This is a genomic window from Ruegeria sp. CDSB013 (assembly GCF_059611165.1).
In genome coordinates, this window is record NZ_JBXWPA010000001.1 from 547718 (window position 1) to 569282 (window position 21565).

The following is a 21565-nucleotide window of genomic DNA, read 5'->3' on the forward strand; positions in this document are numbered from 1 at the left end:
CCAGATGAAGTGATCCCGGGGCTTTGTGTTGTTCTTCTCGCAGTTTGCCCATTGTGTTTTCCACAGGACTGCTTTTATTGTATCTGGACGGGCAGGGCTCATTTGCGCCCCAAAGTCCCGAATCTTTGAGTTTCGCTGCTCTGTCGTTGATGGTGATCAATCCCGCAAGGCAAAGCAGACCGATTATGCCCCCAAGGGGGCAGCTGAACGCCTGAGCCCGCAAAAGCGAGCGAAAGGAATAAATGGGCAGGCAGCGGTTAGATCTGCGCCTGTCGGAGAAGAACCGCGATGACGCGCGCGCAACGATTGAGTATACGGGCAGGGGGCCACAGCGCCAGACCCTGCCGCGCGCCGTCCGAAATCGCCCTGACAAGACACCACCCCAAAAGCGCCCGTCCCCCCGGACGGGAAAGGACAACGCGTTTGGCGCGGTGCACCAAGGACACATGGCTAAGAAAATGCTTATCGATGCCACCCACGCGGAGGAAACCCGCGTCGTGGTGGTTGACGGAAACAAGGTTGAGGAGTTCGACTTTGAATCCGAAAATAAACGCCAGCTTGCTGGCAACATCTATCTTGCAAAAGTAACCCGGGTCGAACCGTCCCTACAGGCGGCTTTTGTGGATTACGGCGGGAACCGGCACGGTTTCCTGGCGTTTTCGGAGATCCATCCGGATTACTATCAGATTCCGGTCGCAGATCGCGAAGCGCTGATGGAAGAAGAGCGCGCCTATGCCGAGGCAATGAAGGCGCGGGATGAAGCCGAAGAGTCGAAGCCTAAAAAGCGTCGCTCGCGTTCGCGCACGAAGGCTGCGGATGTAAAATCCGATGATGCCGTAGAGTCGATTGAGGTTTCATCCGAACCCACCGGCATGGAAACCATCGATCTGGACGAAGGTGAAGAAGGAGCCGACATGTCGGTTCCGGAAGGCACCTCTCCGGCTGATCGTGTGGCCGAAACTCCGGTGGAAGAGCCGGTCGATGCCGAAGTAACCAAAGAGCAACCTATTGAAGCTGAATCTTCGGAAGAGCCAGTTGATGCTGAGGTTGTGGCAGAAGCAGAAGGTGCTGCTGAGGTCGAGGAAGTGGCCGAAGCCCCTGCAGAAGCTGAGGAGGCAGCCGCCGATGGTACTCAGCATGACTCTGTCGAAGCTGCCGCAGAGGAATCCGTTGAAGATTCCGAGGTTGGCGGTGACGAACCAGAGGCAGCCGTAGAAGAGTTTGAAGCCTCTGAGGACACCACGTCTGAAGATGACGAAAAGTCCGATGTCGAAGCGCGTGCTGATGCGACCTCGAAGGACGATTCAATCGAATCCGTCGCCGACGAAGATGACAGCGAAGACATTCGCCCGGTGCGTAAGCCGCGGCCACGTCGCTATAAGATTCAAGAGGTTATAAAGGTCCGCCAGGTCTTGCTGGTGCAGGTCGTAAAGGAAGAACGTGGCAACAAGGGTGCTGCTCTGACCACCTACTTGTCTCTGGCAGGTCGGTATTGCGTTCTGATGCCTAACACGGCGCGTGGGGGCGGGATCAGCCGCAAAATCACCAATGCGCCGGACCGTAAGAAACTTAAGGAAATCGCGGCGGAAATCGACGTGCCAACCGGAGCCGGGCTCATCATCCGGACCGCCGGCGCCAAGCGTACTAAATCCGAGATCAAGCGTGATTATGAATACCTACAACGCATGTGGGAGCAGATCCGCGAACTGACGCTGAAATCGATTGCGCCGGCAAAAATCTATGAGGAAGGCGATCTGATCAAACGGTCGATCCGCGATCTTTATAACCGCGAAATCGATGAAGTTCTGGTTGAAGGCGAGGGCGGTTATCGCATCGCCAAAGACTTCATGAAGATGATCATGCCGTCACACGCGAAGAACGTGAAACGGTACGAGGATGCGCTGCCTTTGTTCGCGCGCTATCAGGTCGAAAGCTATCTGGCCGGAATGTTCAACCCGACCGTTCAGCTGAAATCCGGTGGCTATATCGTGATCGGCGTGACCGAAGCGCTGGTCGCGATTGACGTGAACTCCGGCCGGGCAACCAAGGAAGGCTCGATCGAAGAAACCGCGCTCAAGACCAACCTGGAAGCCGCCGAAGAGGTTGCGCGCCAGCTTCGTCTGCGCGATCTGGCTGGTCTGATCGTCATCGACTTCATCGACATGGACGAGCGCAAGAACAACCTGGCCGTCGAAAAGCGTATGAAGGAACGGCTGAAAACTGACCGCGCGCGTATTCAGGTCGGCCGTATCTCGGGCTTTGGCCTTATGGAGATGAGCCGCCAGCGTCTGCGTCCCGGTATGTTGGAGGCGACTACGCAGCCTTGCCCGGCATGCCACGGCACTGGCCTGATCCGTTCGGATGACAATATGGCGCTGACCATCTTGCGTCAGATTGAGGAAGAAGGCACCCGCCGCCGTTCACGCGAAGTACTGGTTCGCTGCCCTGTCAGCATCGCCAACTTCCTGATGAACCAGAAACGCGAGCATATTGCACAGATTGAGGCCCGTTATGGCCTGTCTGTACGTGTTGAAGGCGACGTACATCTGGTCAGCCCGGATTTCTCGATGGAGAAATTCAAGACGGCAAGCCGGATCGTTCCCGAAGCCAGCGCGCCCGTTGTTTCCGTGGATGCGTCCCTGATGGATCTTGTCGACGCCAGCGAGGAAGAGCCAGTCGAAGAGGAAACCACCGTTCAGGCCGAAGAGGACGCCAAGCCCAAGCGCAAACGTCGTCGTCGCCGTCGGAAAAAGAGCAATGGTTCTGACGAAACTCCTGAGGTGAACGCTGAAGAGGGTGACGCAGCGGCGTCCGAGGAATCGGATGAAGCCAAAACCGAAGCGGCGGATGACGCAAAACCTGAGGGTGAAGCATCTGATCCTGCCGAAGAAGAAAAAGCGGCCAAGCCCAAGCGTCGCCGTGCACCGCGCCGCAAGAAGAAGGACGCGGAACCTGTTGAAGCTACGGAAGAAGTCGCCGCTGAAGCTGTTGTGAGCAAGGATGCCCAGGCCGCAAGCCCTGAAGCACCGGCCGAGGAAACTGGTGTGACAGATGCACCTGTGGAAGCGCCTGCCGAAAAAGTTGAACAAACTGAAACAGCGGCAGAGCAGCTCCCGCCCGAAGCGGAAAGCGTCGTTGAAGAACAGGTTGAACGTGCAGAGGCCGAACAACCCGAACCTGTGGCCGAAGTGGCCGCAGAAGACCCGCAAGAACCAGCGGACATAATGGTTGAAGAAGCCCCTGAGCCGGTTCTGGAGGTCGTAGCCGAAGAACCGGAGCAGCCGGCCAAACCCAAGCGGCGTGGTTGGTGGTCACTGGGTCAGTAACAAGAAGAGGCGGGCCATGTGCCCGCCTTTTTCTTTTGGGCCGATCTTAGTGAGATTTCTGGATCATATAGATCTGATGGCCGTCTGCGTCTTCCTGCGACAGCAATTGGTGCCCGCTCTCAGAGCAGAAATGCGGGACATCAATTATGGCGGCAGGATCATCTGCCAGTACGCGCAAAACGGCCCCCGCAGGCATGGATTTCAAACGCTTGCGCGCTTTGAGGACGGGCAGAGGGCACAACAGACCCAGCGCATCGAGTGTTTCTGACGGATTTGACATAAGGTTCAGATATTTCCACTTTGGCGGGGTGTCCAGCGTGCAACCACGAGGATGTGACCGATTGGCCCCGTGACGTTGGCCGCCTCATACCATATGTGCTTGAACATGTTCGGAATAGATATCATAGACGCGGGCCTGCTGCCTGCCATGTTCATCGCGATGCTGGGCGGGCTGATCAGCTTTCTGTCGCCCTGCGTTCTGCCCATCGTTCCGCCGTACCTGGCGTATATGAGCGGCGTGACGATCAACGAAATGCAGGATGAGGCGAAAGCACGCCGCAAGGCAACCTTGGCCGCTCTGTTCTTTGTTCTGGGCCTGTCTACGGTGTTTTTGTTGCTGGGCTTCACCGCTTCTGCCTTTGGGGTGTTTGTCCTGCAAAACCAGGTGTTGTTCGCAAAGATCTCTGGCGCAGTGGTCATCGTCTTTGGCCTGCATTTTCTGAACGTCTTCCGTATTCCGTTTCTGGACCGTGAGGCCCGGATTGAGACTGGTGATTCTGGTGGATCAGTGTTTGGCGCTTATATCCTTGGTCTGGCCTTTGCGTTTGGCTGGACACCGTGCATTGGGCCGCAGCTGGGCGCAATCCTGTCGCTGGCCGCGTCCGAGACCTCGGTCGCGCGGGGAACCCTATTGTTGGGCGTCTATGCTGCGGGCTTGGGTATTCCATTTCTGCTTGCTGCAATGTTCCTGAACCGGTCTATGTCGGTGATGAACCGGATCAAGCCTTACATGGGCACGATCGAAAAGGTGATGGGGGGCTTGTTGCTCTTCGTGGGCATCATGCTGATCACAGGGCTGTTCACTGAATTCAGCTGGTGGCTGTTAGAGACATTCCCGGCGCTGGCGAATTTCGGATGATCTGCTGATCTGACTTACCTTGACGCTTAGCCTGCGTTAACCTGCGCTGCAGAAGGTAAGGCCATGAGCAGTCAGAATAATCAACCTCGGGTGTGTAAACGCCGGGTATTCTATATTCCCGGCTATGACCCGATACCGCCGCGGCGGTATCGTGAGCTTTATCGTACCGAAGGCTCGCTGCAGGCGGAGATATCCGGTTATGAGATTTCGGTGTCCGCCAAGTCAGACGATGGACCATATGGATGGCACGTCACTTCCCGGCAGGATGATGATGAAGTTCAGGCCGATGTGAGTGTTTTGGTCTGGTCGGATCTGGTGCGTGACAGCATGTCCAACTCAATCCCGGCGACCTATCTGCAATTGGTGCAGACCGCATGGACCTATATGTCCTCAGGAACGCTGTGGCGCCTGATGCAGCTGCGCAAAGGACCGGTGATTGCTGCACTGTACCCGGTTGGAATGTTGGTGGCTCAAATGCTGTTGGCGATCCTGCTAGCCGGGGCCATGACATGGGTTTTGACGCCGTTTATCGATTGGTTGGGCGTAATACTTGCAGTTGGTGCCGGCTACGGTCTGATGCGCTGGTTTCGCCAGCAAGACGGCCAACTTTTTGCCTATTACCTGATGCATGATTATGCCTATTCCGCGAAACTCAAAGGGGCGACGCCAGTTGAATTACGCAATCGCCTGCGTGCATTCAGTGCGTTGATCCAAGAGGCGCTGAATTCAGACGCAGACGAGGTGCTGGTCGTCGGCCATAGCTCAGGGGCCCATCTGGGTGTCAGTGTTCTGGCCGATGTTATCCGAGAAAGCAGGCAGCGCGACAATAGCCCCGCGTTTTCGTTCCTGACATTGGGGCAGGTCGTGCCCATGGTGTCATTTCTACCCGAGGCGCAGGGTTTGAGGGCGGATTTGCAATTCTTGTCCACGCAGGAAGGCCTGACCTGGGTCGACGTCTCGGCCCCCGGCGATGGTTGTTCTTTTGCGCTGTGCGATCCGGTTTCTGTCAGCGGTGTCGCCACCGCCGAAAAGAAATGGCCGCTGGTTCTGTCTGCGGCCTTTACACAGACCCTGTCCCCCGAACGCTGGAAGAACTTGCGATGGAAATTCTTCCGCCTGCATTTCCAGTATCTCTGCGCCTTCGACAAGCCCGATCGGTATGACTATTTTCGCATCACTGCCGGGCCTCAAACCTTAGGTCAGAGGTTTGAGGGGCGGGCACCGTCGAAATCGCGGATGGATAAGCCGGTCTCAAAATACATCTCGGTGAAGGCATGACGCCGCCCAAGCCAACTTCGCGCCCTGATAAAGTATCGCTTTGGCGGTATCTGAGGTTGTTTCGCAAGGACATTCTGTCAGCCCAACCCCATAGGCTGTACCGCGCCTGGATGGCCGAATTTCGCACGCCGTTCTTTCGATCATATTTGGTAAATCAGCCAGAATTGATCGACACAGTTCTGAAAAAACGCCCTGATGATTTTCCCAAATCAAACCGCATAAGTGAAGGGCTGCGTCCGTTGCTGGGGGACTCTGTCTTCCTGACCAATGGGGACACCTGGAAGAGGCAGCGCAGGATCATTGATCCCGCGTTCGAAGGCGGCCGTTTGAAAGATACCTTTCCGGCGATGCACGCGGCTGGTCAAGCAGCGGTGGATCGGTTGCGTCCGCAGTCAGGTGGTGTCGTTGAGTTTGAAGAGGTCACCAGCCATATCGCGGCGGATGTCATTTTTCGCACCTTGTATTCGGTGCCCATCGAACACGAAATTGCCGCTCGGGTTTTTGACAAGTTTCGCAGCTATCAGCGCGAACAACCCATTCTGAACATTGCGGCCTTTGTCCCTCTACCAAAATGGTTGCCGCGATTGCATTCGAGACGCACCAAGAAGAATGCAAAGGATATCAGGTCGCTAATCCAGAGACTTACGGCGGATCGGGCTGAACTGATCGCTCGTGGTGGCGCTCCGAATGATCTGGCAACCAAGATCATGACCACGCGTGATCCCGAAACCGGGCGTGGGTTTGACACGCAGGAAATGGTCGATCAGGTGGCGATCTTCTTTCTTGCCGGGCACGAAACCAGCGCGTCCGCACTGGCGTGGACGTTGTACCTGATGGCCATGTATCCCGAATGGCAGGACAGGCTGGCCGAGGAATCTGTGGCGCTCGACACGCCCGATTTTTCTGTAATGTCGCGGCTAAAGCTTAGCCGGGATGTGTTCCGCGAAGCGCTGCGGCTTTATCCGCCCGTGCCGATGATGGTTCGAGAAGCGAAATGCCCCGAACGTTTCCGCAATAGGGCTGTCGCCGAAGGGTCGCAAATCGTGATCAGCCCGTGGCATCTGCATCGGCAGGAAAGGCTCTGGGAACGTCCCGACGAATTTGATCCGACCCGGTGGGGAACTGAGAATGGAAAGACCTGTCAGCGCAACGCGTACATTCCATTCTCGACAGGATCCCGCGTATGTCCCGGTGCCGGGTTCGCCATGATCGAGGGGCCGCTTCTGTTATCCATGCTGTTGCGACACTACCGGTTCGAGTTGGTCGCGGGACAAACGCCGGTTCCAGTCGCACATTTGACCGTTCGGTCGAAAGATGGAATTTGGTTGCGCTTGGTTGAGCGCTAACAAACTACCATCCTTTCACGCCTTGCTGTATGCGGTTTGAAATCGCGGAATCATTTTGAACGGGAAAGTCTTATGTCATCAGCAGAACAGCGCACACAAATGTCCAACGGCGCAGGATTCATCGCAGCATTGGATCAAAGCGGCGGCTCGACCCCCAAGGCGCTGGCGCTTTATGGCGTGGACGCATCTGAATACAGCTCGGACGAAGAGATGTTCGGTGAAATCCAGAAAATGCGCGCGCGGATCATTCTAGCGGACGATTTCACCAAGGACAAAGTGATCGGCGCGATCCTGTTCGAACGCACTCTGGGGGAGCTAATTGATGGTCAGAAGGTCGCGGACTATTTGTGGTCAGTGAAAGGCATTGTACCTTTCCTCAAGATTGACAAAGGCTTGGAAGACGAAGCGAATGGCGTTCAGTTGATGAAACCCATTCCGGGTCTGGCCGAGACACTGGCCAAGGCCAACGGTGTTTTTGGCACCAAGGAGCGCTCGGTCATTCATGAGGCCAACGCGGAAGGAATCGCGGCAGTTGTTGCACAACAGTTCGACGTTGCGCGCGAAGTTGTGGCTGCCGGAATGGTTCCAATTGTTGAGCCCGAGGTGAACATCAACTCCGCCACCAAAGCCCAAGCCGAAGACATCCTGAAGGCCGAAATCCTGAAGAACCTTGATCAGTTGGCTGAGGGACAGGACGTAATGCTCAAGTTGACGATCCCCAGCCAGGCCAACCTGTATGATGAATTGGCCGATCATCCGCGTGTTCTGCGTGTGGTTGCACTGTCGGGCGGTTATTCGACGGAACAGGCCTGCGATTTGCTTGGCCAGAACGGTAAGATGATCGCGTCCTTCTCGCGCGCGCTGACCGAAGGATTGTCAAAAAAGCAATCAGACGCAGAGTTCAATGCAGCCCTGGGCGGAAACATCGACAAGATTTTCCGAGCGTCAGTCTAAACACTATTGGGGTTTGGTGAATTCGCGGCGCAACTGCGCCGCTTTTTCACGCATGACGCAACCTTCGGCGTGATCATTCAACAGCCCCATTGCCTGCATAAAGGCAAACACGGTCGTCGGCCCGACAAACTTCCAGCCCCGTTTTTTCAGGTCTTTCGACATCGCCACAGATTCCGGCGACGTTGAAGCGGTTTGCGGGGCAGGCGGTGAGTCGGCCTCGTATCGCCACACATATGCGGCCAGAGACCCTTCGGCAGCGATTAACTCTTGCGCGCGGCGTGCGTTGTTAATCACGGCCTCGATCTTTCCACGATGTCGCACAATTCCTGCATCTTGTAGCAAGCGCTTTGTATCTGCATCATCAAACGCGGCTACTGCGTTGATATCAAAAGCTTTGAAAGCTTTCCGAAAGTTCTCGCGCTTGGACAAAATCGTGCGCCAGCTTAGACCGGATTGAAAGCTTTCGAGGCATAGCTTTTCGAACAGACGCTGGTCATTGCCAACCGGATACCCCCATTCCTGATCGTGGTAGTCAAAGAATTCGGGCGCGGCCTGACACCACGCGCAGCGTGGTTTTCCGTCTGGACCTAGAACTGTATCAACCACCGCTTCGTACTCCTTTTGTTCCCCCTTACTGTAAGCGGTTTCTGGATGTCAGAGCAAGACTGATTTACTTGGATTGATACCAGTTCAGAATGAAAACCCGTATGGCCGATGCAAGTCCGATGTCCGGGTCACGCTCGACATCAATTTCGGCCGCCAGAGCGTTGATCGGTAGGTTTTTTTCCTTGGAAATGGTCCGGAACGCCTGCCAGAATTCATCTTCCAACGATACGGACGTCCGATGGCCTTTCAGCGTCAGGGATCGTTTGACCGGGCGTCCGCTCATTTGTCCAACTTACGGCCTTCGTGGTCTTGGTTCAGCTTGTGTTGCTGCTTTTTTGCCAGATCCTTTTCGGCCTTGGTGCGGCCAAAAGCAACTGCATTTTGATCAGCGCGGGCCTTGTTTTCGGTCCGCGCTTTTTCTTTTCGATATTTGTTCAGATTGACCGGTTCCGTCATTGCGCATGTCTCACTTTGGTCAGACTATCGAATAATTCCGCACGGCTGTCATCTGAAAGGCATTCGACATTCACGGTGTCCAGAAAATCGGCCTGCGATGTAGTTGAGACCGGTGGTTGATCCGACAATGTCTCAAGGATTTGCCCGCCCAGATCTAACAGTGCAGGGCGTACTTCGGTTGTCAGGTCCGCATAGCTTTCGGGAACAGAGGTTTGGTCCTCGGTCCACCGTTCAATCCAACAAGATTGAATCTCTTTCGCGGCTTCGATCTGCACTTGGAAAAACAGCTGCGCGCTGTCCGGGTCAACGCCCGCAAGCGCTGCTTGTTCCAAGGTTTTGTCAATCACGACTTTTTCACGCTCAAGGTCTTCGACCGGGCGGCCATTGGCGTGTTTGAACGCAGCAACGTCCTGCATCCATTCCAGCCGAGAGTCGATCAGGTCGAACAGGTCAGCCTGAGCTGAGGTTGCTGTGCCCGCAATAAGCAGGCACAGGCAGGCAGGCTGACGCCACGCGATCATTTAGGGCCGATCATGTGCTCGGGCCGGACGACCGCATCGAATGTCTCCTCATCAACAAAGCCTAGCGCAATGGCCTCTTCCTTGAGGGTCGTGCCGTTCTTATGCGCCGTTTTGGCGACAGTAGTGGCGTTGTCGTAACCGATGGTCGGGGCCAGCGCCGTGACCAGCATCAGGGATTCCTTCATCAGCTTATCGATGCGTGGTTCATTGGCCTTGATGCCCAGCAGCATACGCTCGGTAAAGCTGTCGGTGGCATCGCCCAGCAGCTGAATGGATTGCAGCAAGTTGTACGACATCATCGGGTTGTAGACGTTCAGCTGGAAATGCCCCTGCGAACCCGCAAACTTCATCGCCGCATCGTTGCCGATTACATGCGCGGCCACCTGAGTCAGCGCTTCGGCTTGTGTCGGGTTCACCTTGCCGGGCATGATCGACGAACCCGGCTCATTCTCCGGCAGGATCAGCTCACCCAAGCCAGACCGCGGGCCAGAGCCCAGGAACCGGATGTCATTCGCGATTTTGTAGCAAGAGCCAGCAATGGTCGCCAGCGCGCCTGACAGGAACACCATGGCGTCATGTGCAGCGAGTGCTTCGAACTTGTTCGGTGCCGTTACGAAGGGCAGGTCAGTGATGTCAGCCATGTTCTTGGCGACGGCCTCATCCCAGCCATCATGCGTGTTCAGACCGGTGCCGACGGCGGTGCCGCCTTGCGCCAGTTCATAGATGCCGGGCATTGCAGCCTCGACGCGAGCGATCCCTTGGCGGATCTGGTGCGCATAGCCGCCGAATTCCTGTTCCAGGGTCAAAGGGGTCGCATCCTGAGTGTGTGTGCGGCCGATTTTGATGATGCCCGCGAACTCTTTTGCTTTGGCTTCCAGTGCCGACGCAAATTTTTCGAGTCCGGGCATGAGCACGTCGCGTACGCTCATCGCTGTGGCAATATGCATTGCTGTCGGGAAAGTGTCGTTCGACGACTGCCCCATGTTGCAGTGGTCGTTGGGGTGCACCGGTTCTTTTGAACCGATCACACCACCCATGATCTCAATCGCGCGGTTTGCGATGACCTCATTCGAGTTCATGTTCGACTGTGTGCCAGAACCGGTTTGCCAAACGACCAGAGGGAAGTTGTCATCGAACTTGCCTTCAATCACCTCGCTTGCGGCCTGAATGACGGCATCGGCGATCTCAGCATCCAGCTTGCCGATGGCTTTATTCTCCATCGCGCAGGCCTTTTTTATAACGCCCAGCGCCCGTACGATAGCGACGGGTTGCTTTTCCCAGCCGATCGGAAAATTCATGATCGAGCGTTGAGTCTGTGCACCCCAATATTTGTCGGCGGGAACTTCCAACGGGCCAAAGCTGTCGGATTCGGTGCGGGTCTGGGACATCGGTCACTCCGTCTAGTATGCAGTCGTATGCCGTTTACCCGTGACGGCGTCATCGCGCAATCGGCCAGTTGCGCGCACCATAAGCGTAACCCGACCAAAGGTATAGGCGTTGGGGTGGGGCATTTTTCTTTGATACACAGGTACTAGGACCATTGTGTGCGCCTGTGACTGGGGTAGAATAGCATGATCAAAACGCTGGAGGGTCAGGTGCTGCAATTTAACCGGGTTAATCCGCTGCGGCTTATCGCATTCGCGGTGGGTGCCGTATTCTGGCTTGTCTTTGCCAATCTTCAGGCCCAGGCCGGGGACATCACGCCCTTTATCGGGGATTACGTCGGTTCAGCCAATTTAGTTGACGATGATGGTACCGAAACCCCACGCGATATGAGCGTTTCGATCCATGAAACGAAAGAAGGGTTCAACGTCAGTTGGAAGACCACGACCTATAAGCCGGATGGCCGGGTCAAAGATCAATCCTTCTCGATCGATTTCAAGCAATCTGACAGGTCAGACGTGTATTCAGCGGCGATGAAGCGCAATGTGTTTGGTCACGAGGTGCCCCTGGACCCGATGCAGGGTGAACCGTTCGTCTGGGGCCGGATCGAGGGCGAGACTCTGACGGTGTTTTCGTTGTTCATTGATGAAAACGGTGGCTATGAATTGCAGCAGTTCGATCGCACACTGGCCGACGGTGGGCTTAACCTGTCTTTTTCGCGGTTCCGTAACGGGGTTAAATCCCGCTCGGTCGATACGTTCCTCGAAAAACAGTAAACCCCGCGAGAGGCGGGGTTTGTAAGTCTGAGCCTACTTTCTGAAGCTGTCCAGTGAAACGACATCCGCGTCTTGCTGGACCGGCGTTTCCTCAACCTCAATCGATTCTTCGACGATATGGGTCGCAACCTCTTCTTCGTCTTCCGGACTTTCGAAACGCAGTCCGAATTCAACCGACGGATCCACGAAGGTTTTGATCGCATCATACGGAATATAAAGCGGTTCTGGAGCGTCACCGAAATTCAGCGTGATCGCGAAACCGTTGTCGCCGACATCAAGGTTTTCGAACCAGTGCTGCATGACGACCGTCATTTCTTCGGGGTAGCGTTCGCGCAGCCAGTCGGCCAGTTCAACTCCGTCTTGCCGTGTGTCGAAGGTGATGAAGAAATGATGCGCCCCAGGCAGACCGTTTTCAGAAACGTTGGTCAGAACCTTCTGAATGAGGCCGCGCATGGCGGTGTGCATCAGGGTTCCATAGTCAATGTCCTGCGACATGTTTCATCCTCAAAAGTGGTTATCCCAAGCATAGGGGATTCGTTCGGAAACGAAAGACCGGGAGGGGGTGGATTGTTCAAAGAAAATGAAAACCGACTCCGGCCACGGCCATCAGGGCCAAGGTCATTCCCATGCCGAATTTTAGCTTGAATATCAACACCCCGGCCATGAACGTCAAAACCAGCGCTTTTGTGTTCAGTGTCGCAAGTTCGGGCCATGGGATGGTTAGGGGTCCCCATGCCAATTCCGGGATTGTTCCGAAAAGAACGTTAAGAGCAAACCACACGGAAAGGTTGAGAATCACGCCGACAACCGCTGCTGTTATCCCGTGCAGGGCTGCGGACAGCCGTGGACGGGCGGCCAGCTGGTCCAGATATGGTGCAGCTAGGAAGATCCACAGGAAACACGGGACAAAGGTGGCCCAAAGTGCCACCGCGCCGGCGGCAAGTGCCAAAGGGATGCCGCCCGAAATCTGTCCCGTCAGCATGGCCACAAATTGTGTCACCAGTATCAGAGGTCCCGGCGTTGTTTCGGCCAGCCCCAGCGCATCAATCATCTGATCTGTGCTGATCCACTGATATTTGTCCACGACGGTTTGGGTCATATATGCCAGAACCGCATAAGCGCCGCCGAACGTAACAACGGCCAGGCGGGCAAAGAACCACCCGAGATCGCTCAGCAATTTCTGACCAGTCACGCTCAGCAACACCAATGGGCCAAGCCATAGGGTCAGCCAGACGGCACAGGTGCGCAGCGGGCGCGTCGCATTTGGGGCAGGGGGTGTTTGGGCGGTGTTGGCCTCACCTTTGAAACTCAGATACCCCCAAAGCGCTGCAGCCAGAATGATCAAGGGAAAAGGCAGGTTAAAGGCAAAGATTGCAACAAAGCCCAATCCGGCGATTGCCCGGTGCTCCACATCGGTCAGGGCTTTGCGCGACAGGTTTCTAAGCGCTTGAAGGACAATGATGATTACAGTTGCCTTCACCCCGACGAAAGCGGCCTGAACCAGTGGCAGGTCCCCGAAAGCTGCATAAAGCCCGACCAAAACGGCGATAATCAGCGCGCCAGGGATGACGAACAGGCCGCCGGCGATCAACCCTCCGGTCACGCCGCGCAGCCGCCAGCCGGCATATGTGGCAAGTTGCATGGCCTCGGGGCCGGGCAACAGCATGCAAAGAGACAGCGCCCGTAGATACGATTGTTCGTCCAGCCACGGGCGTTTTTCCACCAATTCCTGATGCATCAGTGAGATTTGCGCCGCAGGCCCCCCAAAGGACAAAAGCCCGATGCGCCCAAAGATACGGACCAGCTCCGATAGTGTCGGGGTCATGATTTGCGGTCCATTGGCCAGTCGTGTTGTTCTTCAAACCCGTCGCGCGCCCAGCGATACAACGCATCGTACAGATGCATTCCTGCAGCAAGGTTTTCGTGATCGTCACGGTATTGCCGGGACAACCCGACAGAGACAGCAAGCAACCCGGCAGCTTCTGGTGCAAGGTCATGGCGATTGGTGTCTGCGCCCCGAATGACAGTTGCAAGCCGATCCAGCGCGGGCGTGTGCAATGCGAATTCGTCCAGCATAGTGTCAAAGGTGCATTTGTCTTGCCGGTGGCTCCAATGAGCGCCTTCGATGTCAAAAGGGGTCGCGTCAAATATTGCAGCGGTGGCTTCGACTTCCGACGGGGCAACAAACAGGAACCGGGCATTTGGGTCCACAAACCGCCGGATCAGCCAGGGGCAGGCGATGCGATCGATCTTTGGGCGGTGTCGGGTCACCCAAAGGGATCCTTCGGGCTGCAGCATCGAAAACGCCTTCGCAGGCACACGCGGAGCGTCTGGCATGTCTCGCCACGCAAACATGCCGCCTTCAAGATACTCGGCTTTTACACCTTCGCCTCGCAACCACGAGACGACGGCCTGGCTGAGCTTCTTGCCTTTCTGGCAAATCACGACTGCAGGTCGGTCACCGATCAGGTTGACCAGCCCTTCGATATCCTTCGCAGGATGGCGTATTGAGCCGGGGATAAGATAGGGGTCAGCCTCAAAATCCGCATCCATACAGATGTCGATCAGTATGGGGGATTGCGGCTTGCCGATCAGTCTTAACAATTGCTTTGGGGTGATCGAGTTTGGTGCGGGCACAGCATGTCTCCTGGTTTCGTCGGATACATGCGAAACTTGGGCTGACGCCTCACGGGGTGTTCGCAATCTTACCCCATGGCACTTGCTACCGCGTAAGCGCTGAGGGGGTCAAGATTGCTTATATGGTCAAGCCCAATCCAGCCTTTGACCGGTCATACACACAGGCAATGTGTCCTGCGGGAACTGGCCGAGCTGTTCGAAGAGTGAGATGAAATCGAACTGGTTATACGCTTCAACCATGCGTCCGTTTTTAATTCGCCCCATGACGCTGCCCGTGGCTTGAAGCGGGGCACCATTATCGGCGCGCGTTGTGCGCAGGTGAATGATGGCGGATACCCAATCGCCGTTTTCGATGATTTTGGGCATATCGACCTGAATGTCCCCAAGGATATGGCGAAAGGCCATGACCAGATCCCGGAAATCATCCGCACCGACCTGCATTTCCGGAATAAGCCCTTCGGCCATGGCTTCGGGGGCAAAATACTGGTCAATAGCGTCTGTATTGCCGTTTTCCCAAACTTCGGAATACCACTCTCTGAGTAGATCTGCGTGCGACATCCCAGCTCTCCTTATTCTGCTGGGGTCAGCATGAGACCAAATAGTGAAAAAACTCTGAACATGAACATGCTCAGCAAAAAACTCAGACTTTAAGTGGAAAGTGCAGGTTTCTGTTGCCAGGTACCTGCGAACCCCGCCTTACGCGGCTAGGCGCAAGGGCTTAAGTTTCGGTCTTGCTACTGCTTACGCAGCAACTGCAACCGGAGCACGATTGTCATTTGCAATTGTACTTTTCGGGCCGATACGGTGGCACCCCGCCGAGACAAAGCTAACCCCTTTAGACGTTCGTCGATCCTATTTCGGCCCCATGATCCCCAAATGAAGGATGTTGGTGGAGCCGCCGGGTACCGCCCCCGGGTCCGATCCGCTTATTACGAGCGCGTTTATGTCCATAGTCCCGAAGGACATACCCTATATAAGTGAGCGTGCGAGCAGATGCAAACTGGGAATTGAATCGGGTGTGCTAAGCAATTACAGCGGGTTAAGTGGCCCTGTTGATGTTGGCCAGTATCAACCAAAGCGCAAGGACTAGTTCAATTCCACCAAAAGTAGCCGCCTTGACCAAAGGCGGGTTGTCCAGAAAAACCGAAACGAACCGGCCCAATGCCGCGCCCGCATAGACAACCCCCAACATGGCGTAGGCCATCGGGTTGTTGAGGAACAAAACAGCCACGCCAGTGACGACGAAAAGCCCGCCGACCGAAGCACGCATCTCGCTCAGCCCCATGTTGCTGTTTGTAGTGCTCAGATCCAGCGCACCCAAGGTAAAGCTGGGCGCGAGAAACCCGAACAGGCCGAACCCAATGGTCATGAGGGCTGCAATCACGTTCAAAGCGGTGGTCATTTCATTTTCCTTACGCCGGATTACGTCGCTGCTGCGCCACGTCTTGCGCCAATTGTCTTGTGTAGCTCTCAAGCTCAACTAGCGTCGCGTCCACTTTGGTCGAGTCGCGATCTTCCAGCGCGTCGGCGATCTGATTGTGGAAGGCAATAATTGCTTCCCGGGACCGCGCTGTGAAAGTGATCATGTTCATCAGCGGCTGCATGGCTTCGACCGCGCCGGCCAGTTGATAAGACAGTACGGGATTGCCGGCACCATCAACCAGCGCCCGGTGAAACGCCACGTCCGAGGCGCAGAATGCCTCATCCGTCAGGCCGGGTTGGGATTGGCGGTGAACTTCGGCTCGCATGGTGGCCAACTGATCCGCTGTACGGCGCTGTGCGGACAAGGCAGCGCAGGCGCGTTCGAGCGCGAAGCGCGCTTCGCAGGCGGTGTCGAAACTGACTGCGTTCATCGACAGTAGCAGGGTCGAGGTCGTGATCTGTTGGGAATACGCGCCCTCGAAACTTAACCGGTTCACAAATGCACCACCGCTTGCACCACGTTGCGTGCGGATCAGGGATTGCGCCGCAAGACGCTTCAAAGCCTCGCGCACGGTTGGGCGAGACACCTGGAATTGCTCGGACAATTCCGCCTCGGAGGGCAAACGTTCATCCACGATCAATTCGCCCGAGATGATTGCGTCACGAATGGCCTGAGCGATCTGCGCGGACAGATCAGCAGGTTTTTTTGGGTCGATTTTCATATTCCGGGGACCGTCGGTGAATTTTTATTTGTCTGACATTTAAAAGTCTGACATTTGAAAAGCAAGGACTGAGTCGGGAGGAGCGCGTGAGTCGCACAGTTCTACGCACTGCATTTTGGCTGGGGTTTTATGCCCTGATCCTGTCCGCGTGGTGGGTCATGTTCACCATGAGCCGCGACATGGATCTGGATTGGATCGGTCGCCCCGGCCCAATGGGTCAGGCCATGGCGGCCATGGACCCGCGCATGGACATGTATATGCCCATGGCCGAGTTTGGCCCGCTGTTCTGGATGTGGGCAATCATGATGGCGGCTATGATGCTGCCGACGCTCGTGCCGACGTTGCGCAGTTATGACGATCTGATCCGCAGCGCCAATGGCTCGCGCGCAGGTTGGTTGGGTGTTCTGTCCGGGTATCTGGTCGTCTGGGTTGGCTTTGCAGCTTTGATCACCGGTGTTCAGTTGGCGCTATTGTTTGGTGGGGTCGTTGACATGCTGGGCATTGGTAAATCCGGGTATTTCGCAGGCGGCTTGATGATCGCCGTCGGCGCATTTCAGTTCACCCGCGCGAAAGAGGTCTGTCATGGCGTCTGCCATGCCCCCATGACCTATTTTCTGGGGCACTGGAAAACCGGGTTCACCGGCGGATTGCGCATGGGGCTGGGACTGGGCGCATTCTGTGTGGGCTGCTGCTGGGGCTTCATGGCGCTTGGTTTTGTTGGCGGTGTCATGAGCCTGTTGTGGATGGGTCTCGCGACCCTGTTCATGGTTTTGGAGAAACTTCCCCAGATTGGGCACGCAGTGACCCGACCGATGGGATTTGCATTGATTGCGGGCGGTCTTGTTCTGCTCGTCTATCCAATAAGCTACGGAGGATAAGCCTATGGCTAAGAACAGAAAACCCGAGGCCGACAAGCTGCCGATTAGTCAGCGCATTGATAGCCGTATGCCCAACCCCAAGCGGCGCGAGATGAGCCCGACAGATTGGGCAATCAAAGGCGAATTGATCCTGAACTGCTCGTGCGATGTGTTCTGCCCTTGCGTGGTTTCGTTGGGCGCGCATCCTCCGACCGAGGGGCATTGCCACGCGTGGATGGGAATTATCGTTGATGAGGGCCACTATGAAGGCGAAGATCTGTCCGGTCTGAACGTCGGGTTGCTGGTCGATATTCCGGGCCGCATGGGCGAGGGCCAGTGGAAAGTTGCCGCCTATGTTGACGAACGGGCAAGCGGCAAGGCTTACAATGGCCTGTTGCAAATCTTCAGTGGTCAGGCAGGCGGGACCACCGGATTGTTTACCATGCTGGTCAGCGAGATTATCGGGGCCGAGCGCGCTCCAGTTCAGATTGAGCGCGACGGCAACAAACGCCGCATCGCGATTGGCCGCAAAATTCAGGGTGAGATCGAGATGCTGGGCGGCAAAGATCCGGACCACCCGGTCATGGTGTCAAACTCGAAATATTGGATGGGTCCGGACATCATCGTGGCCCGCGGCACCAAGTCCAAGGTGCGCGACTACGGCCGTGTCTGGGATTTTGGAGGAAAATCTGCCGAAATCTGCCCAATTGACTGGCACGGACCAAAGTGATGATCGCCGCCGCCTACGCGCAAGAAATGGCTCGGTATAATCACTGGCAAAACAGTCAGTTGAAGGGGTTCCTTGCGGCACTTTCGGACGAGGAATTGACCCGCGAACGCGGAGCGTTTTTTGGTTCGATCCTGGGTACGGCAAATCATTTGCTTTGGGGTGACTGGATTTGGATGTCGCGGTTTGACAAAGGGCAGGGTCCCGGCGGCGGCATCCCGGAAAGCCCGTCACTGTGCATCGATCTGGCAGAATGGTTGCCTCTGCGCGATCAGATTGACCAGCGGACTACCCAATGGGCCGCGTCCTTGAATGACGAGGACCTGTGCGGCCCGTTCACATGGTTCTCGGCCGCCAAGGAAGCCGATGTCACGAAACCGTATGCGCAATGCGTCATCCATTTCTTCAACCACCAAACACATCACCGGGGTCAGTTGCATCAAATGCTGACTGAGACAGGTTCGGCCGCACCGGTGAGCGATCTGGTTTTTCTGCCTGAGGAGGCTTAAGTGGCTCAGATCTCACTCTCGCGTCGCCTGCGACGAACACCTTTTTCTGAGGGTGTCGAAGCTGCCGGGGTTAAAGGATATACGGTCTATAATCGTATGTTATTGCCCACTGTTTTTGAGTCCGTTGAGGCGGATTACCGGCACCTGAAAAGTCATGTGCAGGTTTGGGATGTGTCCTGCGAACGGCAGGTCGAACTGCGTGGGCCGGATGCCGCGCGGCTGATGCAGATGCTAACACCACGGGACCTGCGGAGGATGTTGCCCGGTCAGTGCTTTTACGTTCCCATTGTCGATGAAACAGGCGGAATGCTGAATGATCCTGTGGCGGTGAAGCTCTCGGAAGATCGGTGGTGGATTTCGATTGCCGACAGTGACTTGCTGCTTTGGGTTAAGGGCATTGCCAACGGATACCGTCTGGATGTGCTGGTCGACGAACCCGATGTGTCTCCTCTGGCGATACAGGGGCCGAAGGCGAATGACCTGCTGGCTCGTGTTTTTGGCGACCGGGTGCGTGACATTCGCTTTTTTAAGTTCGACAAGTTCGAGTTCGAGGGGTGTGAACTCGCAATCGCACGGTCTGGTTATTCCAAACAAGGTGGTTTCGAAATCTATGTCGAGGGTTCGGACATCGGTATGCCCTTGTGGAATGCGCTGTTTGCGGCGGGCGAAGACCTGCAAGTCCGTGCGGGCTGTCCAAATCTGATCGAACGGATTGAGGGTGGCTTATTGTCATACGGCAACGATATGACCGACGACAACACGCCGCATGAATGCGGACTGGGCAAGTTCTGCAACACGCATACGGCGATCGGGTGTATTGGCCGAGACGCGCTGCTGCGCGTGGCTAAGGAAGGTCCGGTTCAGCAAATCCGTCCAATCGCAATCGACGGTGACGCCGTGCCACCATGCGACCGCCCTTGGCCGATTGTTGCGGGCGGCAAGAGGATTGGTCAGATCACGTCGGCCGCATGGTCCCCTGATTTCAACACAAATGTCTCCATAGGAATGGTCAAACTGAGCCATTGGGAGCCCGGCACACGGATCGAGGTAGAAACTCCGGATGGAATGCATGGCGCAACCGTCCAAGACAAGTTCTGGATTTGAACGGGAATTTTCAGTTCAGCCAAGGTTGGTGACTGATTGAAAAGAAAGGAAAGTTGAAATGTTCAATGCGTTGGTAATGGATAAGGACGAAGACAGCGGACTGGCAAGCGCTTCGGTCAAAAAGCTTTCCGATGGGGATCTGCCCCATGGCGAAGTGACAATCGCTGTTGAGTATTCAACCGTAAACTACAAAGACGGCCTTTGCATGTCGCCGAAGGGCGGCGGGCTGGTGCGCAGCTATCCGCACGTGCCCGGCGTTGATTACAGCGGCACGGTCGAGGCGTCCTCGGACGATCGCTATAAGCCGGGCGACAAGGTCGTTCTGACCGGCTGGCGCGTGGGTGAAGCGCATTGGGGCGGATATTCCCAAAAAGCCAACGCCCTGGCCGACTGGCTGGTTCCCTTGCCCGAAGGTCTGGACACGCGTCAGGCAATGGCAGTGGGCACGGCCGGTTTCACAGCGATGTTGGCGGTTATGGCGCTTGAGGATCAAGGCATGCAGCCGGGTCATGGTCCAGTGCTTGTTACCGGGGCCGCTGGCGGTGTTGGTTCGGTTGCAACCGCCATTCTGGCCAATTTGGGCTATGAGGTGGCTGCCGTGACAGGCCGACCAGAGGCGGGTGAATATCTGAAATCGCTGGGCGCCACCACGATTGTCCCGCGCGAGGATCTCAATGAAACTGTGAAACGCCCGCTGGAAAGCGAGTCCTGGGCCGGGTGCATTGACGCGGTGGGAGGCGAGATGTTGGCCCGTGTGCTGGGTCAGATGAAATACGGTGCCTCAGTCGCAGCCGTCGGTCTGGCCGGAGGGGCAGGGCTGCCTGCCAGCGTCATTCCGTTCCTGTTGCGCGGTGTCAACCTGCTGGGCATCGATAGTGTGATGCAGCCCTATGACAACCGGGTTCGCGCATGGCAACGCGTCGCAACCGACCTGCCGATGGACAAGCTTGAGGCAATGGTTCATCCCGCGACCCTGAGTGATCTGCCTCAATTGGGTGCGGATATCCTAAAAGGGCAGGTCAAAGGCCGTGTTGTTGTCGATGTAAACGGTTGATTCCTATGCACATGGTCGAACCGGCTGACATCAATGTCGGCCGGTTCAGTTGCCATTGAAAGAACCCGAAAATGCCAGAAACACCTCTGGTCATTGGCTCAATTCCAGATCATCATTGCTATACATCCCAATTGCGATGGACTATGAGCCATGCAAACAGCACCTGAAGACGGGGAGTGAGCAGCATGTCTGACGATTTTGAACTGGACACCGACGATCTGAAGCGCCGCATGGAAGGCGCGATGGGCAACCTGAGAACCGAATTCGCCTCGTTGCGGACGGGCCGCGCGTCGGCCTCGATGTTGGAACCGGTCATGGTTGACGCTTATGGGTCGATGACCCCGATCAATCAGGTCGGTACCGTAAACGTCCCCGAGCCACGCATGGTGACGGTGAATGTTTGGGACAAAGGCCTTGTCGGCAAGGTCGAGAAAGCCATCCGCGAAAGCGGTCTGGGTATCAACCCCCAGCTGAACGGCACCATCATCATGCTGCCAATCCCCGAATTGAACGAAGAACGCCGCCGCGAGCTGGGCAAGGTTGCCGGGCAATATGCCGAGCACGCCCGTGTTTCGATCCGTAACGTCCGTCGCGATGGCATGGATCAGATCAAGAAAGCCAAAGCTGACGGCATGTCAGAAGACGATCAGAAGTTCTGGGAAAGCGAAGTCCAGGACCTGACCGACCAGATGATCAAGAACGTAGATGCCGCGCTTGAAACCAAGCAGGCAGAGATCATGCAGGTCTGA

Annotated in this window: 24 protein-coding genes and 1 other RNA gene; 12 read left to right on the plus strand and 13 right to left on the minus strand. The window is 56.1% G+C overall.

Annotation, left to right across the window (positions count from 1 at the left end):
* Window positions 1–446 precede the first annotated feature (446 nt).
* A complete protein-coding gene (locus tag AC2FJF_RS02730; RefSeq protein ID WP_496722700.1) occupies window positions 447–3326 on the plus strand; it encodes an Rne/Rng family ribonuclease in 2880 nt (959 codons plus the stop codon).
* 46 nt (window positions 3327–3372) lie between these two features.
* Here the strand turns inward: AC2FJF_RS02730 and AC2FJF_RS02735 are convergent, their stop codons facing one another.
* Window positions 3373–3606, minus strand: coding sequence for a sulfurtransferase TusA family protein (locus tag AC2FJF_RS02735; RefSeq protein WP_496722703.1), 234 nt, complete (start codon window positions 3604–3606; stop codon window positions 3373–3375).
* Between the two features lie 105 nt (window positions 3607–3711).
* Here AC2FJF_RS02735 and AC2FJF_RS02740 point away from each other — a divergent pair, with 105 nt between their 5' ends.
* The 4 genes from AC2FJF_RS02740 to AC2FJF_RS02755 all read left to right on the plus strand — a co-directional run bounded on the left by AC2FJF_RS02740 (window position 3712) and on the right by AC2FJF_RS02755 (window position 8042).
* Window positions 3712–4464, plus strand: a complete 753-nt coding sequence (locus tag AC2FJF_RS02740; protein ID WP_496722705.1) for a cytochrome c biogenesis CcdA family protein — start codon at window positions 3712–3714, stop codon at window positions 4462–4464.
* Window positions 4465–4527: 63 nt separating this feature from the next.
* Window positions 4528–5742, plus strand: coding sequence for a hypothetical protein (locus AC2FJF_RS02745; protein ID WP_472723713.1), 1215 nt, complete (start codon window positions 4528–4530; stop codon window positions 5740–5742).
* Window positions 5739–7088 carry a cytochrome P450 gene (locus tag AC2FJF_RS02750; protein ID WP_496722708.1) on the plus strand — a complete coding sequence of 450 codons (1350 nt, stop codon included), beginning with the start codon at window positions 5739–5741 and terminating at the stop codon, window positions 7086–7088. The genes AC2FJF_RS02745 and AC2FJF_RS02750 overlap by 4 nt, the downstream gene beginning before the upstream one ends.
* A 72-nt stretch (window positions 7089–7160) precedes the next feature.
* Window positions 7161–8042: a fructose bisphosphate aldolase gene (locus AC2FJF_RS02755; RefSeq protein WP_496722710.1), complete on the plus strand. Its 882-nt coding sequence runs from the start codon at window positions 7161–7163 to the stop codon at window positions 8040–8042.
* A 3-nt stretch (window positions 8043–8045) separates the two neighbouring features.
* Here AC2FJF_RS02755 and AC2FJF_RS02760 read toward each other — a convergent pair whose 3' ends face one another.
* From AC2FJF_RS02760 to fumC, 5 genes are all read right to left on the minus strand, one after another.
* On the minus strand, window positions 8046–8648 hold the full coding sequence (locus tag AC2FJF_RS02760; RefSeq protein WP_496722712.1) for a DNA-3-methyladenine glycosylase I: 603 nt from the start codon (window positions 8646–8648) through the stop codon (window positions 8046–8048).
* Window positions 8649–8712: 64 nt separating this feature from the next.
* Window positions 8713–8931, minus strand: coding sequence for a ribbon-helix-helix domain-containing protein (locus tag AC2FJF_RS02765; protein ID WP_496722714.1), 219 nt, complete (start codon window positions 8929–8931; stop codon window positions 8713–8715).
* A complete protein-coding gene (locus AC2FJF_RS02770; protein ID WP_109311564.1) occupies window positions 8928–9104 on the minus strand; it encodes a DUF4169 family protein in 177 nt (58 codons plus the stop codon). The genes AC2FJF_RS02765 and AC2FJF_RS02770 overlap by 4 nt, the downstream gene beginning before the upstream one ends.
* Window positions 9101–9625 (minus strand): gamma subclass chorismate mutase AroQ, encoded by a 525-nt coding sequence (aroQ, locus tag AC2FJF_RS02775; protein WP_496722717.1) that lies wholly within the window; start codon window positions 9623–9625, stop codon window positions 9101–9103. The genes AC2FJF_RS02770 and aroQ overlap by 4 nt, the downstream gene beginning before the upstream one ends.
* A complete protein-coding gene (fumC, locus tag AC2FJF_RS02780; RefSeq protein WP_496722720.1) occupies window positions 9622–11013 on the minus strand; it encodes a class II fumarate hydratase in 1392 nt (463 codons plus the stop codon). Before fumC ends, aroQ begins: the two co-directional genes overlap by 4 nt.
* A gap of 183 nt (window positions 11014–11196) precedes the next feature.
* On the opposite strand from fumC, the gene AC2FJF_RS02785 reads away from it, so the two are divergent.
* Window positions 11197–11784 (plus strand): hypothetical protein, encoded by a 588-nt coding sequence (locus AC2FJF_RS02785; protein ID WP_496722722.1) that lies wholly within the window; start codon window positions 11197–11199, stop codon window positions 11782–11784.
* 33 nt (window positions 11785–11817) lie between these two features.
* Here AC2FJF_RS02785 and AC2FJF_RS02790 read toward each other — a convergent pair whose 3' ends face one another.
* From AC2FJF_RS02790 to AC2FJF_RS02820, 7 genes are all read right to left on the minus strand, one after another.
* The gene (locus tag AC2FJF_RS02790; RefSeq protein ID WP_058271556.1) at window positions 11818–12279 is read right to left on the minus strand and encodes an SspB family protein; all 462 of its coding nucleotides are present in this window, start codon (window positions 12277–12279) and stop codon (window positions 11818–11820) included.
* Window positions 12280–12355: 76 nt separating this feature from the next.
* On the minus strand, window positions 12356–13609 hold the full coding sequence (chrA, locus tag AC2FJF_RS02795; RefSeq protein WP_496722724.1) for a chromate efflux transporter: 1254 nt from the start codon (window positions 13607–13609) through the stop codon (window positions 12356–12358).
* Window positions 13606–14421 (minus strand): chromate resistance protein ChrB domain-containing protein, encoded by an 816-nt coding sequence (locus tag AC2FJF_RS02800; protein ID WP_496722726.1) that lies wholly within the window; start codon window positions 14419–14421, stop codon window positions 13606–13608. The genes chrA and AC2FJF_RS02800 overlap by 4 nt, the downstream gene beginning before the upstream one ends.
* Window positions 14422–14547: 126 nt before the next feature.
* A complete protein-coding gene (locus tag AC2FJF_RS02805) occupies window positions 14548–14979 on the minus strand; it encodes an ester cyclase (protein ID WP_282168355.1) in 432 nt (143 codons plus the stop codon).
* A gap of 99 nt (window positions 14980–15078) precedes the next feature.
* Window positions 15079–15424, minus strand: a transfer-messenger RNA (tmRNA) gene (ssrA, locus tag AC2FJF_RS02810).
* Window positions 15425–15460: 36 nt separating this feature from the next.
* Window positions 15461–15823, minus strand: coding sequence for a DUF4345 family protein (locus AC2FJF_RS02815; protein WP_496722729.1), 363 nt, complete (start codon window positions 15821–15823; stop codon window positions 15461–15463).
* Window positions 15824–15833: 10 nt separating this feature from the next.
* A complete protein-coding gene (locus tag AC2FJF_RS02820; protein ID WP_058271561.1) occupies window positions 15834–16565 on the minus strand; it encodes a FadR/GntR family transcriptional regulator in 732 nt (243 codons plus the stop codon).
* 86 nt (window positions 16566–16651) lie between these two features.
* Between AC2FJF_RS02820 and AC2FJF_RS02825 the strand changes: the two genes are divergently transcribed.
* The 6 genes from AC2FJF_RS02825 (at window position 16652) to frr (ending at window position 21565) form a co-directional block, all read left to right on the plus strand.
* Window positions 16652–17443, plus strand: a complete 792-nt coding sequence (locus AC2FJF_RS02825; protein WP_058277885.1) for a DUF2182 domain-containing protein — start codon at window positions 16652–16654, stop codon at window positions 17441–17443.
* A 4-nt stretch (window positions 17444–17447) separates the two neighbouring features.
* Window positions 17448–18152: a DUF1326 domain-containing protein gene (locus tag AC2FJF_RS02830; RefSeq protein ID WP_496722732.1), complete on the plus strand. Its 705-nt coding sequence runs from the start codon at window positions 17448–17450 to the stop codon at window positions 18150–18152.
* Window positions 18152–18658: a DinB family protein gene (locus tag AC2FJF_RS02835; RefSeq protein ID WP_496722734.1), complete on the plus strand. Its 507-nt coding sequence runs from the start codon at window positions 18152–18154 to the stop codon at window positions 18656–18658. Before AC2FJF_RS02830 ends, AC2FJF_RS02835 begins: the two co-directional genes overlap by 1 nt.
* Window positions 18659–19762 (plus strand): dimethylsulfoniopropionate demethylase, encoded by a 1104-nt coding sequence (locus tag AC2FJF_RS02840; RefSeq protein ID WP_496722736.1) that lies wholly within the window; start codon window positions 18659–18661, stop codon window positions 19760–19762.
* A 58-nt stretch (window positions 19763–19820) separates the two neighbouring features.
* Window positions 19821–20816, plus strand: coding sequence for an acryloyl-CoA reductase (gene acuI / locus AC2FJF_RS02845; protein ID WP_496722739.1), 996 nt, complete (start codon window positions 19821–19823; stop codon window positions 20814–20816).
* A 185-nt stretch (window positions 20817–21001) separates the two neighbouring features.
* On the plus strand, window positions 21002–21565 hold the full coding sequence (gene frr, locus AC2FJF_RS02850; RefSeq protein ID WP_496722742.1) for a ribosome recycling factor: 564 nt from the start codon (window positions 21002–21004) through the stop codon (window positions 21563–21565).